This window comes from Frigoribacterium sp. VKM Ac-1396 (assembly GCF_015350895.1).
GTDB lineage: Bacteria > Actinomycetota > Actinomycetes > Actinomycetales > Microbacteriaceae > Frigoribacterium.
Genome location: NZ_JADKSD010000002.1, coordinates 561,709 through 576,052 on the forward strand (window position 1 = coordinate 561,709; position 14,344 = coordinate 576,052).

Here is a 14,344-nt window from a genome sequence, read left to right on the forward strand (position 1 = left end):
CGGATCGCGTCGCCTGGCGATCGGCGTCAGTTGCGAGTGCGATCAGCTCGGGCGTTCCGAATGGAGCGAACGGCGAGAGATCCCACCGTGAAGATGACGGCGTAGGCGATGAAGGCCACCCACAAGGGCGCTTGGACGCGGTCGATCAGGAACCAGAAGAGCCCCCCGCCGACCAAGATCAAGACGAGGTTGAGGAGGACGGACCTTGCCGGCAGCCACGGAGTCGGGCGTTCAGTCACTGCGGTTTCGTCGACAGGGCGAGCACGTGGCAGCCGTTCTTGGTTGCTCATGGGACGAGCATGCTCCATGACGTGATCCGGCATCGAGAATCGTCCCGAAAGGCGATCGCTGAGCGGAGCTCGGCACGACCTGTTTCTCTCCGCGGCTTCACGCCCCGAGGCCTTCTGTCGTGAGTCGACTTCACTGTCCGGTAGGAGATGCTCTAGTGGGCGAGGCCCTCGATCGAGTAGCGGCGTGTGAATCCGTCCGTGGCTCGGCCCCACTCGCTGCCCGCGACTCGTTGCTGATGCAGCTCGAATGCGTGCCCATCGTGGAATCGCTCCTCCACCGCCCAGACCAGACGGTCGTCAGTCGGAGTGACGTCGAAGGCGATGCAGCCGGCTTCGGCCCGAGTCAGTTCGACATGCTGGGGCAGGTGCAGGCTGACGACCCTCGCCTCATCCTCGGTTGCGCAGATGAGCTGGCCAGTGAGATGCACGTCGGTCATGTGCACACCGTACGGCGCTCTTGGCACCCGACAGCTCGGGTGACCTGCGACATGGAGCCCACGCAGGGGCGAGGGGCTCAGTAGGCCAGGGAAGTGCAACGAAGCCGCGTCCCGACAGGCGAGCGCTCACCGAGCAGGCATGAGTCTGCAGAGTAGTGGCCGGTCTGGGTCTCGATGCCGCAGGATGAAGTCATGGCACCGGTCCCCGACGACGTCGTCGAGCGGTTCGAGGTGTTCGCCACTCGCGCCCGTGACGAGTTCGGTCGTGCTGTCCTGTCGAGATCGCTCGGTTCCGGCAGCTCGATGCTGCCTATGCTCCAGGTGGGCTCGTTCTCGGTCGTCGCGGCCGACGGACTGGTGGTCGACATCGCTCCGACCCCGGGCATGCCCGCACGGCGGTGGGAGCTCGGCTGGGACGAGGCTGACTTCGCCGAGGCTTGGTTCCTGCTCTCGGACCACCTCCTGACCGGGCGACTCGAGCCCGGCGCTCTCGATGGCTTCGTCGCCCGGGTCATCGGGATGGTCGGGGATGCGGGCGACGTCGAGGTCTCCACCGTTCAGGCCGAGTTCGACCGTGTGATGACCGTGAGACCGCGACGGCGCGGGGCCGTGCCCTTCGAGGTCCTGGTGATCAAGGACGACTCGGTCGTGGTCCGGGGTGACGACTTCGGATGGTGGGATCTGGGCGGCGACGGCGATGACGGCCTGGTCGAGGCGATCCGCGTGGTGACGCAGTTCGTCGTCAGGGGCGGGACCGTTCGCAGTACGTGGCGCACGTGTGACCTCCTGGACGTCGATGGCGCTGTCGTCGGAGGCCCGTATCGAGACGGGGTGCATCGGCTGCGTCCCCGTCAGCTGCATTTTCTTCCATTCGTGACCGGCCCCGCGACCCAGAAGGTGCAACCGTCTCACTAACCGATCGGCGATCGCGCGTGGTCGGGGGACTCGATCGCCGAGCTTGAGATGGGAAGCCATCACGGGCTGATTATGCCGCATGCGGCAGCGCCCGGGGGAAGGGCCTGATAGCCGGTCACTAATCGATCGGGGCGTCGTCTGCCCCTCACCACGTGACCTCTGCATCCCATATGTTGATGCAGAACCACGCGTCAACACCTTGCGGGGAGTCTCGTCACGACTCGATCTCCCCAGCTCTCAAGCGTGACCTTTCCCGATCGACATGGAGCGACTGATGCCACCCAAGATGCCTCTTTGGCGGAAGCTCATGGGCGTGGCCACGATCTTCTACCTCCTCGGGGCCACGCTGTTCCTCCTGAAGGCGTTCGGGGCTCTGCCCACCTCCCTCATGCTCCTGGGTGTGGGGTTCATCGCGATCGGCCTCTACTTCAACGTTCGCGCCATGGGCGAGATGCGTCGCTGACTCGCGAGTGAGATGCGCTGCCCGCCAGGGGACGGGCTCGAGGGCTCAGACGTCAGTCCTCGGCCCGGTACCGAACGGCTCCGTCGGTGGACCGGTAGCCGATCGGGAAGCTCGAGCAGATCACGCCGTTCTCGTAGTCGTCCTTCACCGTGTCCATGAAGGCATCCGCCTCGCCGACTGTGGCGAACACACCGAGCACCGTGTTGTGAGGCGAGTCATCATGCTGCACGATCCAGACTTCCTCGCCCCGGTAGACCTTCGGCCGTCGCATGAAACGCGGCCCAGCACTGCTCCTACTCACAAGGCAGAGTGTAGGTCGATCCAGTCCGATGACGGATGGATGTCCGACAGACCGTGCGCATCCGCAGAGAAGTGTCGCTCGTTCTCTTCGTGGGACAAGCGTGTGGGTGTCATTCCTTCTCGATCGGGACTACTCCTCGTTCGCGACGGTCTCGATCCAGTCCGTGGCCTCGTCTGAGAGATGGACGCCCTCCGGTCCTGTCTGCCCGACCCACCATGCGTCGGTCGTCAGGTCACCGCCAGCGGCGACGATCTGGTCGAGAACGTCTGGAGCCACCGCCTCGCCGTTGTGGGCGATCAACCACGCCCTCGCCTGATCGTCCACGCCGTCCCACCACGTCAGATCGCCCACGTCGCCAGTGTCCTCTCGACAGGCGTCCGGCACCACGGGCTCCTCAGTGGCACGGGTCCGAGGTGGCCGCTGAGACGTCGGTCGTCGCAGACGACGACCTGTTTCGCCAGCGGGCAGAGGGGTCTAGTGTTCGAGAACTCGCAACCCTGCACGCGCCCACTCCAGGAGGCACCGGATGTTCCAAGACCACATGTGGCTGGCCCAGGCAGACGCACGGGCCGTCGACCCGGCCGACACGGTCAACGGCGGGGACCACCGGGGCGACAGGCCGGGTGAAGAGCAGACCCCCGTCCGTCACCCGTCGCTGTGGCAGCGTCTCGTGCACGGCTTCCCCTGGCAGCAGAAGCGGCAGCAGCGCTAGCCGACCGACCGGGCCGCGCGCCCTCCGCGCCTCCCGGCACCGCGCCTCCTGAACGACGGACGTCCCCGCCCGCACGGCTCCTCGCGAGAGGGCCGGCAGGCGGGGACGTCGTGGTGTCGGGCGCTATTCGGCGCGGCGACCCCGGATCGGTCCGGTGACGCGGCGACCGCGACGCGACAGCGCCAGGCCGATCGCGACCCCGAGCAGGGCCATCGCGGCGATGCCGAGGACGGAGGCGCTGCCCGTGAAGGCGAGCTGCGTCGCCGTCAGGATCATCGGGAACGTCACGGTGACGACGGCCTGGACCGTCACCCCGGCCGTGTCGGTCACGCGGTACTGCACCGAGGCCTTGGAGTCGAAGCCGGCCTCGGGGGTGAAGACGACGCTGCCGTCGACGACCGTCCAGGTGCCCGTTCCGGGCACGGCCAGCGTGCTGACCCCGTCACCGGTCGCCGGGTCCACGATCACGACCGTGCCGCGGTCGAACGTCGCGCCCTGGGTGGGTGTGTCGTTCGTCGTGACGTCGACGGTGACGGCGTGGTCGGTCGTACCGCGCTGCTCGTCGTCGACCGCGACGGCCGCACCGAGCACGGTGATGGTCACCGTCGCACGGGACGTCTGCCCCGAGGCGTCGGTCGCCGCGTAGTCGAACGAGTCGACCCCGACGAAGCCGGCGTCCGGCAGGTACTCGTACGAGCCGTCGCGCTGCATCGTCACGGTGCCGTGCGCGGGCTTCGAGGCCAGGGTGACCCAGAGGGCCGACCCGTCGTCGTTGCCCAGCACGCCGCCGACCTTGCCCGACACCAGGCGTTGCCCGGCGATCGTCGTGCCCTTGTCGTCCACGGCCTTGACGCCCACGCTGATGCGGACGGTGGCGGTGGCGGTGCCGCCGTCACGGTCGGTGACCGTGTAGGTCACCGCGTCCGGGCCGGAGTAGCCGGCCGTCGGCACGTAGACCAGGCGACCACCGGCGTCGATGGTGACCGTGCCGTGGGTGGCGGTGCCCGTCGCGGTGACGCGCAGCCCCGTGCCCAGGTCGTTGCCCAGCACGCCGGGGGCGGCCACGGTCAGCGTCGTGTCGGCCGGGGTCGAGGCCTTGTCGTCGACCGCCGTCGGCAGCACCGTGATGACGACCGTGCCCGTGCGGGTCTGGCCCTCGGCGTCGGTGGCCGTGTAGGTGAACGTGTCGACACCCGAGAACCCGGCCGTCGGCGTGTAGACGTACGAACCGTCCTTCGCCAGGTCGACCGTGCCGTGGGCGGGGCGTCCGTCGAGCGTCGCGGTCAGCGAGCTGCCCGAGTCGTTCGAGAGCACGCCGTGCGCGGCGTTGACGGTCAGCGGCGTGCCGGCGTGGGTGGTGCCGGCGTCGTCCACGGCGAGGGCGCCGACGACGATCGTGGCGACGGCCTTCGTGCTGCGGCCCGACGCGTCGGTCGCGGTGTACTCGACGCGGTCGGTGCCCGAGAAGCCCGCGTCCGGCGTGTAGACCGCCGAACCGTTCGGCTGGGTGACGATCGTGCCGTGCGACGGGGTGCCGACGCTCGTCAGGGTCAGGCCGGTGCCGAGGTCGTTCACGAGCAGGCCGGGGGCCGGCACGGTGAGCGTGGTCGCGGCGGGCGTCGTGTAGAGGTCGTCGATCGCGCGGGGCGCCACGGTGACGGTGACCGTCGCGGTGTCGGTGCCGCCGTCGCGGTCGGTGACCGTGTAGACCACGATGTCGTCGCCCGAGAACCCGGGTGCCGGCGTGTAGTCGAACGTGCCGTCCGGTGCGACCGTCACGGTGCCGTGCGACGCCGGGGTGACCGCGGTGACGGTCAGGCCGGTGCCGACGTCGTTTCCGAGCACGCCCGGGGTGGCGACCGTCACGTGACCGCCGGCCACGACGGTGGCGACGTCGTCGACGGCCTTCGGGGCCACCACGATCGTCACGGTGCCCGTGCCCTTCTGGCCGGCGCCGTCGGTGACCTCGTAGCCGAAGGTGTCCTTGCCCGAGGTGCCGGGCTTCGGGGTGTACGTGTACGAACCGTCGGGGCCCATCGTCACGGTGCCGGCCTTCGGCTGGTCGGTGACGGCCGCGGTCAGGCCGGTGCCCTTGTCGTTCGAGAGCACGCCGTGCTCCGCGTCCACGACGAGGGGCTGGTCGGCGACCGTGCCGCCGACGGGGGAGTCGTCGACCACAATCGGACCGACGTGGATCGTCACGGTCGCGACGTCCGAGCCGCCCGACGGGTCGGTGGCGCGGTAGGTCAGCTGGTCGGTGCCCGAGAAGCCGTCGGCGGGCGTGTAGGTGATGGTGCCGCCGGCCGCGATCGTCGCGGTGCCGTGGGCCGGGGCGTCGACGAGCTCGGCGCGCAGGTCGGTGCCGAGGTCGTTTCCGAGCACGCCGGGCGCCGCGACCGTGACCGCGGTGCCGGCCTTCGTCGACGTCACGTCGTCGACGGCGTCGGGCACGACGACGATCGTCACGATGCCCGTGCTCTTCTGCCCCTCGGCGTCGGTCGCCGTGTAGGTGAAGGTGTCGGTGCCCGAGAAGCCCGTCGCAGGGGTGTAGACGTACGAGCCGTCCTTCGCGACGGTCACGTCACCGTGGCGGGGGGCGCCGTCGAGCACGGCGGTGAGGCCGGTGCCGCTGTCGTTCGACAGCAGGCCGTTCGCGGCGTCGACCGACAGGGGCCGGCCCGCCGTCGCGGTGCCCTGGTCGGCCACGGCGAGGTCGCCCACGATCACCCAGGCCTGGGCCGTCGCGGTCTGACCCGACGCGTCGGTGACCTGGTACTCGAACGAGTCGGTGCCCGAGGTGCCGGCGTCCGGCGCGTAGCTCCAGGTGCCGTCGGCGTCCACCGTCACGGTGCCGTGCGAGGGGGTGCCGTGGTCGGTGACGCGGAGGCCGGTGCCGAGGTCGTTGCCGAGCAGGCCGGGCGCCGCGATCGTCACGGTGGTGCCGCTCGGGGTCGTGGCCTGGTCGTCGACGGCCACCGGCTTGACGGTGATCGTCACCGTCGCGGTCGAGGTGCGACCCGCGGCGTCGGTGACCTGGTAGGTCACGGTGTCGGTGCCCGAGAAGCCGGGCGCCGGCGTGTAGTCGAACTCGCCGTTCGGGGCGACGGTCGCGGTGCCGTGCTGCGGCCCGGTCACGACGGCGGCCGTCAGGCCGGTGCCGAGGTCGTTGCCGAGCACGCCGGGCCCGTCGACGTGGGCGTTGCCGCCCGCCGTGACCTGCACCGCGTCGTCGACGGCCTTCGGGGCGACCGCCACGGTGGCGGTCGCGGTGCTCGTGACGCCGTTGCCGTCGGTCAGGGTGTACGTGAACGAGTCGGTGCCCGAGAAGCCCTTCTCCGGCGTGTAGACGAACGAGCCGTCGGGCGACACCACGACGGTGCCGTGCGAGGGGGCGGTCGCGACCGCGGCGGTCAGGGGGCCGGTGCCGCCGTCGTTCGCCAGCAGGCCACGGCCGGCCGGGACGTCGAGGGGTGCACCCGCGACGGCGTCGACCGAGTCGTCGGAGGCGCGGGGGGCGACCGTCACGGTGACCGTGGCGGTGTCGGTGCCGCCCTGGCCGTCGGTGACGGTGTAGTCGAAGGTGTCGGTGCCCGAGAAGTCGTCCGAGGGCGTGTAGGCGACGTCGCCGGCGGGCGTCACCGAGGCGGTGCCGTGCCCGGGCGTCGAGACCGCGGTCACCGTCGTGTCGATGCCGTCGTCGTTGCTCGTCAGGTCGCTGCCCGCGATGGTCGTCGGGGTGCCCGAGATCGCGGTCGCGGTGTCGTCGGCGGCGGTGGGCAGCACGGTGATGGTGACGGTGCTGGTGGTCTGTGCGCCGTCGGCGTCGGTCGCCGTGTAGGTGAACGAGTCGGAGCCCGAGAACCCGTCGGCCGGGACGTACCGGTACGAGCCGTCACGACCGAGCACGAGGGAGCCGTGCGAGGGGCCGGTCGCGACCGCGGCGGTCAGGCCGCTGCCCGAGTCGTTCGACAGCACGCCCGAGGCGGCGTCCACGACGAGCGGCTGGCCGGCGCGAGCGGTCGCGACGTCGTCGCTGCTCGACGGGGTGACGGAGATCGTGACGGTCGAGGTCGACGTGCCGCCGCCTCCGTCGGTCGTCGTGTACTGGAAGGTGTCGGTGCCCGAGAAGCCCTTCGCCGGCGTGTAGGCGTACGAACCGTCCGCCTTCACGGTGGCGGTGCCGTTCGCCGGCTGCGTGTTCGAGGTGACGGTGAGATCGGTGCCCGCGTCGTTCGCGAGGACGCCGGGTGCGTCGACGGTCAGCGTCGTTCCGGAGGCGGTGGTCGCCTGGTCGTCGCTGGCTGCGGCCGAGGTCGCGGCCACCGCGTTCGTGAAGGTGCAGACGACGTCGGTGCCGTCGGCGCTGGTAGCGGCCGGGAAGCTGAACCGGGCCGTGTTCCCCGAGCCGGAGGCCACCGACGTCGAGCTGTTGACGTTCGTGCAGTCGTAGGTCGTCGAGTAGTCCGCCAGGCGGGTGGACGAGTTGCCCGCGGTCTGCGAGACCGTGTAGGTGCGGGCGGGGATCGCCAGGGCGGCGCCGGCCTTCTGGGCCTGGACGCCGGTCGCGCTGCCGGACGTCGTCGCGGTGGAGGGCGACGCGAGGTTGCCGCCGTCGACCCTGAGGGCGAACTGGTCGCCGGACTTCCAGCGGCCCTCGACGTCCGCCTTGCCCGTGAGGGTGTTGGCGTAGTTGCAGCTCGCGAGGTCGGAGTACGAGGTGATGTTGCTGACGGCCGGGGTCGTCATGCGGCTGACCTCGGCACCCGAACTCGAGTCGAGCTTGATGATCTGCATGCCGGACGAGACGTACAGGTAGCCGTCCGACGAGAAGGCGATGCCGGGGCTGTTGGTGCCCGTGGGCAGGTCGGTCAGCTTGGTCGCGGCGAGCGAGGTGGTGCCGGCCGTCGTGGGGACGGTCTCGTCGTTGAGGCGGTAGACCGCGTTGCTCGCCACGACGAAGAGCAGGCCCTGGGTGCTGAAGGCGAAGTCGCCGTTGCCGGCCTGGAGGCCGGGGATGCGTCCGACGACCCCGATCTTGTCACCGGTCTTCGGGTTGTACGCCGAGATCGTGGCGGGGTCGCCGCCGGTCGCGTAGTAGTAGATGCCCGTGACCGGGTTGACGGCACCGCGCAGCGTCGAGGCGGGGGCGCCGGTCGGGTTCGCGTCGGCGACGGTCGTGACCGCGCCGCTGGCCGAGTCGTACCGGGCGAGCACGTTGCCGTTCGAGCCGTTAACCGCGCCGTTGGTGAAGGCGTAGGCGTCGAGGCCGTTGCGTCCCACACCGAGGCCGTTGTTCGCGGGCGAGAACGGGTTGGCCGTTCCGGCGATCACGTCGGACACCGTGTTGGCGGCGACGTTGATCGCGACGAACTGGCCCTGGCTCGCGGTGGCGTAGATCGTGTTCTGGTCGCACGAGAGGGCGGCGGCGGCCTGGGCGGGTGCCGGCGCGACGGCCTGCGTCACGGCGACCGCCGCCAGCAGGGAGGCGGTGGCGAAGGCTGCGAACGAGAGGGCGCGACGGCGGGGGCGCGCGGAGGCGCGGAGAAGCGACATGGGTGGTGTCCTCGGGTGGGGCGTCCGGCCGGGTCGGATCCGGCCGGACGTCAGTCGTGCTGTCGACACGCGGGGGTTCAGGGGCCCGCGTGTCACCCCCACGGGATCGGGGGCACCACGGAAGTGGATGTTTCGACAATAAAGCTTCTCTGCTGTCGAGCAGAGTCCCCAGACCGGGGGTCACCCGTGTCCGCCACGTGGGGGACATCGGGGTACGGCACGGCGGGTCTACCCTCGTCGCATGGCATCCAACGATGGATCGCGCTCCGTGTTGCGCAAGAAGCCCATCGTCGAGATCGAGGACGAGGTCGGCGGCAGCGGGCTCTTCAAGAGCCTCGGCCTGTGGCAGCTCACGGCGATCGGCGTGGGCGGCATCATCGGCGTCGGCATCTTCTCGTTGGCGGGGCTCGTCGCCCACGGCGACGACGCCAACCCGGGCGTCGGCCCGGCCGTGCTCTTCTCCTTCTTGATCGCGGGCCTGGCCTCGGCCGCCGCCGCCCTCTCGTACGCCGAGTTCGCCGGCATGGTGCCCCGGGCCGGCTCGGCCTACACCTACGGCTACGTCGCCCTCGGCGAGATCGTCGGCTGGTTCATCGGCTGGGACCTCCTGCTCGAGTACGTCGCGATCGTCGCCGTCGTGGCGATCGGCATCTCGGGGTACTTCGACGCCTTCCTGTCGGGGCTCGGGGTCCACCTGCCGACCTGGATGGCGTCGACGCCCGACGAGGGCCAGGGCGGCATCGTCAACCTGCCGGCCGTCGTGGTGTGCCTGCTCGTGACGTTCATCCTCAGCCGGGGGTCGAAGGCATTCGGGCGGTTCGAGATCGTGGCCGTCGGCCTCAAGGTGCTGCTCGTGCTCTTCATCATCGGGCTCGGGCTGTTCCACCTCGACACGCAGAACTGGTCCCCGTTCGTGCCGAACGGCTTCGGCCCGGTCTTCACGGGCGCGGCCACCGTGTTCTTCGCCGTGTTCGGCTACGACGCCATGAGCACCGCGGCGGAAGAGAGCGTCGACGGCAAGAAGCACATGCCGAAGGCCATCATCCTGTCGCTGGTCATCGCCATGGTGCTCTACGTGCTCGCCACGCTCGTGCTCACCGGCATGCAGGACTACCGCGACATCGACCCGGCCGCGGGCTTCGCGTCGGCGTTCCAGAGCGTCGGCTTGCCGGTGGTCGCGACGGTCATCTCGGTCTTCGCCGTGATCTCGATCCTGACGGTCATGCTGACCTTCCTGCTCGGGGTCACCCGCGTCTGGTTCTCGATGAGTCGCGACGGCCTGCTGCCCGGCTGGTTCGCCCGGACCGACCGTCGCGGCGTGCCCCAGCGGGTCACGTGGATCGCCGGCGTCGCCTCGGCCCTGCTCGCCGGGGTCTTCCCGATCCGCGAGGTCGCCGACCTGACGAACATCGGCATCCTCGCCGCGTTCGTCGTCGTCTGCGTCGCCGTCATCGTCTTCCGGTACCGCAAGCCCGAGGCGCCCCGCACCTTCCGGCTGCCCTTCATGCCCGTCGTGCCGGCCTTCGGCGTCGTCGCGAGCGGGTTCCTGATCTCACAGCTGCACTGGGAGACCTGGCTGCGCTTCGTCGTCTGGCTCGCCGTCGGCCTGGCGCTCTACTTCGGCTACGGGCGTCGGCACTCGCTGATGAACCCCGACAGCCCGCGGCTGAAGTCCGCGCGTGAGGCCGCGCGTGACGGGGGCGACGCGACCCGCGCCTCGTGACCCGCGCCTCCTGAGCCGGCCGTCGTCAGCGGCGGGGACGACGCCCGCGGTGGCCCTCGCCGACCGTCGGGATCGACGTCGTGACGACGGCGACCGACGAGGTGATGACCGCCAGCGACGACGTCGAGAGGGTGGCCTGCGCGTGGCCGACCAGCGGGAAGCCCCGGCGGCCCGCCACGATCACGACGAGGCTGATCGCCACGATCGCGGCGGCCGCGAACGGCACGGTGGCCAGCCCCGAGAGGCCGTAGACCTGGCCGCCGATCGCGGCCCCGGCGGCGATGCCGACGTTCGACCCGGCGTTGATCAGGGCGCCCGCGATGTCCGGGCTCACCCCGCCGGTGCGGATCGCCGCGGCCATGAAGAGGGTGCCGGTCGTGCCGTTGGCGGCCATCCAGAGGCCGGCGACGACGAACGTGCCGACGAGCGACCCGTGCACGAACGGCAGGGTGGCGAGGGCGCCGATCATCACGGCGACGGCCACGATCAGCGTCTGTCGCGGGGCCCGGTCGACGAACGCTCCGGCCGCCAGCAGGCCGACGACCCCGGCGCCGCCCAGCACGAGCAGGGCACCGCCGACGAGGTCCTCGCCGAGGCCGGCCCCCGTCAGGTACGGGCCGACGAAGGTGTAGACGACGTAGTGCCCGGCGAACAGCATGAGGTCGGCCACGATGACGGCGAGCAGCCCCGACCGGGCCCACGAACGCACCGACCCGACGTGCGGCGACGACTCGCCCTGCACGTGCGGCAGGAACACCGCGGCGACGACGGCGAGGGCCGCGGTGGCGACGGCGACGGCCCCGACGGCCGGACGCCAGCCGAGCTGGTCGCCGACGGTGGTGGCGAGCGGCACGCCCACCACGAAGCCGAGCGAGCTGCCCGAGTAGACGAACGCGATCGCCCGGCCGGCCAGGCGGGCCGGCACGATCCGCGTCGCGTAGGCCGAGGCCACCGAGAAGAACAGCGCGTGCGCGATGCCGCCGACCACGCGGCCGGTCAGCAGCACCCCGAAGCTCGGCGCCAGCGCGACCATCAGGTTCGAGACCGTGTAGCCGACGAGCGTCGTCACGAGCACGGCCTTGCGGGGGAACCGCGCGGTCGCCCAGGTGAGCGGCAGCGCGAGCGCGGCGACGGCCACGGCGTAGACCGTCACGACGACGCCGAGGCGCGCCTCGGTCACGCCGAGGTCGCGGCTCATGGTCGAGAGCAGGCCGACCGGGCTGAGCTCGGTCGTGATGGCGAAGAAGGTCGCGAGGCAGAGGACGGCGATGCCGACGACGCCGGACGGGGTCAGCCGGTGCGGCTGCGGCGTCGGACGGTCGTCACGTGGGTGCCTGGTCGCGGCGCGCCCGTGGGGCGGGGCGACGGGCGTGCTGACGGCGGGCGTGCTCGCGGTCTCGGGCGGGCGCTGAAGGGTGTCGATCACGGGGTACCTCCGGGCCCGTGGCGCGTGCGCACGACGATGGTCTCGTCGGGGGCACCGTGGACGTCGGCGGGCCGACTCGTGGTCGACCCCCGGTCTGCACGATGCGACACACTCGTCGCGGGCCGAGCTGCTGGCGGGTGGATTGGGGGGATTGCCACTCCACGACGAGGGCGCTCATCCAGTGTGACATGCCACCCCCGGAGGCCCGCAAGGCCCCCGAACGAGATCGGGGCCGCGTTCGCTCGCGGCGAGCGGGGCCGGTCGAGCCGAGGAGGCGCGGCGGCCGTGCCCGACGCCCGTCACCGCGCGTACCCTGGTCGCCATGAGCACCGACACCGCCCCCGACCGCATCCTGATGTTCGGCGCCGAGTGGTGCCGCGACTGCCGCCGCTCGAAGGCGCTGCTCGACCGCGAGGGCGTGGCCTACGACTACGTCGACCTCGAGGCCGTCGCCGACGGGGCCGACCGCGCGTACGCGATCAGCGGCCGCACGCAGATCCCCGTCGTGGTCTTCCCCGACGGCAGCCACCTGGTCGAGCCGACCGACGCCGAGCTCTCCGCCAAGCTCTAGCCCCCGCCGCGCCGGCCCCACCCCGCCACGAAATAAACAACCCGCCACGCGAACGTGTGGCGGCGTGTTTATCTCGTGGCGGGATGCTCGGCGAAGCGCTCGTACGTCGTCAGCGCGTCGTACGACTTGGCCGGGCCGCGCACCGTCCACCGCTCCTCGAACGACGTCGGCGAGAGCACCCGGGTCTCGACGAGGTAGCTGTCCGGTGCGCACGGGTGGCGCGCCTCCCAGGCTCCCGACCGCAGGTCGAGGTCGACGAAGTGCCGGCCGTCGGCGAAGCGGACGTCGAGCGAACCGTCGGCCCGGGCGGCGTAGCCGAGGCGCCGGGTGGCGGGCGTCCGCCGGTCGGCCACGACCAGCTCGCCCGTCTCGTCGTAGGTCGCGGCGAGGTCGGAGGCCGCGCGCGCCTCCTCGATCGTCGCCGTCCCGTCGAAGCGGGCGCTCTCGCCCGTGCGGTGGTCGTCGATCTCGCGGACCACCGCCCAGCGGCCGAGCAGCAGCGCGAGCGTCTCAGCCGGCATGGCGGTCGAGGAACTCGTAGACCTCGGTGTCTTCGACGCCGGGGAAGGTGCCCGACGGCAGCGGCGCCAGCACGTGGGCGTGCAGGCGGGCGCTCGGCCAGGCGGCGTCGCGCCACCGTGCGGCGAGGCCGGCCGGTGGACGTCGGCAGCACGACTCGTCGGGGCAGGTCGAGGTCTCGCGCCGGTCGGTGTCGCGACCGCGGAACCACTTCGCGTCGGCGAACGGCACCCCGACGGTGATCGAGAACTCGTCGTGCTCGGTCGTGCCGGTCTGCGAAGCCGACCAGAAGGTGCCCGCGGGGGTGTCGTCGTACTGGTAGTGCTCGGTGGTGCGGTTCGTCCGGGCGAACGCCGTGCGTGCGGCCCAGTGGCGGCAGACCAGCTGCCCCTCGACGGCGCCGGTGACGTCGGTGGGCAGGGGCAGGCTGTCGTTCTCGGCGGCCTTCGCGATGGCCCCGTCGCCCGTGACCCGCAAGAAGTGCATGCGGATGCCGAGGTGCGAGGTCAGCAGGTTGCTCATGCGCATCGCCGCCGCCTCGTGCGTGACGCCGAAGCCGTCGCGGAAGTCCTCGACCGAGAGGTCGTGCTGCGCCTTGGCCCTCTGCAACGACTCGACCGCGGCCTCGAGCGGCATGAGGCAGGCCGACGAGAAGTAGTTGATCTCGAGGCGCTGCTTCAAGAACTCGGCGTAGGTCGAGGGCCGCTCGTGCCCGAGCAGGCGGTGCGCCATCGCCTGCAACGCCAACGCGCGGAGGCCGTGACCGCCGGGGATCGACGCCGGCGGCAGGTAGATGCGCCCGTTGGCCAGGTCGATCACCGAACGGGCCGAGTGCGGCAGGTCGGTCACGTGGATGATCTCGAGCCCGAGGCTGCGGGCCATGCGGCTCACGCTGCTGTGCGACAGGGCGCCCGCGGTGTGCCCGACGGTGCGCAGCAGGTCGGCCGCCACCTCCTCGACGTACGGCAGGTGCGAGTCGCGCTCGCGCATCCAGAGCCGCAGCTCGGTGTTCGCCCGCCGCGCCTCCTCCGGGGTGGCGCTGGCCTCGCTCTGCCGACGCGCGAGCTCGCGGTGCAGCCCGAGGATCGTCTGCAGCGCGGGCGTGCTCAACCCCTTGTTCGCCTTGACGTCGGGCAGGCCGAGCGACCGGTAGAGGGAGCCGCGCTGCGCCTGGGCAAGCTCGATCTCGAGGGCCGCCCGCTCGCTCGGCGGTTCGGCGGTGAGCAGGGTCGCCAGGGGTACGTCGAGCGCGGTGGCCAGTAACCTGACCAGCCCGATCTTCGGCTCGCGCCGCCCGGTCTCGATCAGCGAGAGCTGGCTCGCGCTCACCTCGACCCGCGAGGCGAGCTGGTCGAGGGTCAGGCCGCGGGTGCTGCGGGCGTGCCGCACCGCCTGACCGAGCAACAGGGGGTCGGCATCGACCACGGGGCACCC

At 71.3% G+C, this 14,344-nt stretch carries 12 protein-coding genes; 5 read left to right on the plus strand and 7 right to left on the minus strand.

Translation table 11 applies throughout. The features are described 5' to 3' along the window. Positions 1 to 26: 26 nt before the first annotated feature. Together ITJ55_RS09725 and ITJ55_RS09730 are read right to left on the minus strand one after the other, a co-directional pair. Positions 27 to 290, minus strand: coding sequence for a hypothetical protein (locus tag ITJ55_RS09725; RefSeq protein ID WP_194595179.1), 264 nt, complete (start codon positions 288 to 290; stop codon positions 27 to 29). Between the two features lie 152 nt (positions 291 to 442). Next, entirely contained in the window at positions 443 to 727 is a 285-nt protein-coding gene (locus tag ITJ55_RS09730) for a putative quinol monooxygenase (protein WP_194595180.1), read from the minus strand. Between the two features lie 192 nt (positions 728 to 919). On the opposite strand from ITJ55_RS09730, the gene ITJ55_RS09735 reads away from it, so the two are divergent. Beyond that, positions 920 to 1,642: a hypothetical protein gene (locus tag ITJ55_RS09735; protein WP_194595181.1), complete on the plus strand. Its 723-nt coding sequence runs from the start codon at positions 920 to 922 to the stop codon at positions 1,640 to 1,642. Between the two features lie 274 nt (positions 1,643 to 1,916). Next, positions 1,917 to 2,105 (plus strand): hypothetical protein, encoded by a 189-nt coding sequence (locus tag ITJ55_RS09740; RefSeq protein WP_194595182.1) that lies wholly within the window; start codon positions 1,917 to 1,919, stop codon positions 2,103 to 2,105. 430 nt (positions 2,106 to 2,535) lie between these two features. Here the strand turns inward: ITJ55_RS09740 and ITJ55_RS09750 are convergent, their stop codons facing one another. Next, positions 2,536 to 2,757: a hypothetical protein gene (locus tag ITJ55_RS09750; protein WP_194595183.1), complete on the minus strand. Its 222-nt coding sequence runs from the start codon at positions 2,755 to 2,757 to the stop codon at positions 2,536 to 2,538. Between the two features lie 175 nt (positions 2,758 to 2,932). Between ITJ55_RS09750 and ITJ55_RS09755 the strand changes: the two genes are divergently transcribed. Then, the gene (locus ITJ55_RS09755; protein ID WP_194595184.1) at positions 2,933 to 3,118 is read left to right on the plus strand and encodes a hypothetical protein; all 186 of its coding nucleotides are present in this window, start codon (positions 2,933 to 2,935) and stop codon (positions 3,116 to 3,118) included. A gap of 123 nt (positions 3,119 to 3,241) precedes the next feature. On the opposite strand, the gene ITJ55_RS09760 is transcribed toward ITJ55_RS09755, so the two are convergent. After that, on the minus strand, positions 3,242 to 8,671 hold the full coding sequence (locus ITJ55_RS09760) for an S-layer family protein (protein ID WP_194595185.1): 5,430 nt from the start codon (positions 8,669 to 8,671) through the stop codon (positions 3,242 to 3,244). 241 nt (positions 8,672 to 8,912) lie between these two features. Here ITJ55_RS09760 and ITJ55_RS09765 point away from each other — a divergent pair, with 241 nt between their 5' ends. Next, positions 8,913 to 10,394, plus strand: coding sequence for an amino acid permease (locus tag ITJ55_RS09765; RefSeq protein ID WP_194595186.1), 1,482 nt, complete (start codon positions 8,913 to 8,915; stop codon positions 10,392 to 10,394). Positions 10,395 to 10,419: 25 nt separating this feature from the next. Here the strand turns inward: ITJ55_RS09765 and ITJ55_RS09770 are convergent, their stop codons facing one another. Beyond that, on the minus strand, positions 10,420 to 11,820 hold the full coding sequence (locus ITJ55_RS09770) for an MFS transporter (protein ID WP_194595187.1): 1,401 nt from the start codon (positions 11,818 to 11,820) through the stop codon (positions 10,420 to 10,422). 322 nt (positions 11,821 to 12,142) lie between these two features. On the opposite strand from ITJ55_RS09770, the gene ITJ55_RS09775 reads away from it, so the two are divergent. Beyond that, entirely contained in the window at positions 12,143 to 12,391 is a 249-nt protein-coding gene (locus ITJ55_RS09775; protein WP_194595188.1) for a glutaredoxin domain-containing protein, read from the plus strand. 68 nt (positions 12,392 to 12,459) lie between these two features. On the opposite strand, the gene ITJ55_RS09780 is transcribed toward ITJ55_RS09775, so the two are convergent. Together ITJ55_RS09780 and ITJ55_RS09785 are read right to left on the minus strand one after the other, a co-directional pair. Further along, a complete protein-coding gene (locus ITJ55_RS09780) occupies positions 12,460 to 12,912 on the minus strand; it encodes a DUF6314 family protein (protein WP_194595189.1) in 453 nt (150 codons plus the stop codon). Then, complete coding sequence (locus tag ITJ55_RS09785) at positions 12,902 to 14,335, minus strand: helix-turn-helix transcriptional regulator (RefSeq protein WP_194595190.1); 1,434 nt, start codon at positions 14,333 to 14,335, stop codon at positions 12,902 to 12,904. The genes ITJ55_RS09780 and ITJ55_RS09785 overlap by 11 nt, the downstream gene beginning before the upstream one ends. Positions 14,336 to 14,344 lie beyond the last annotated feature (9 nt).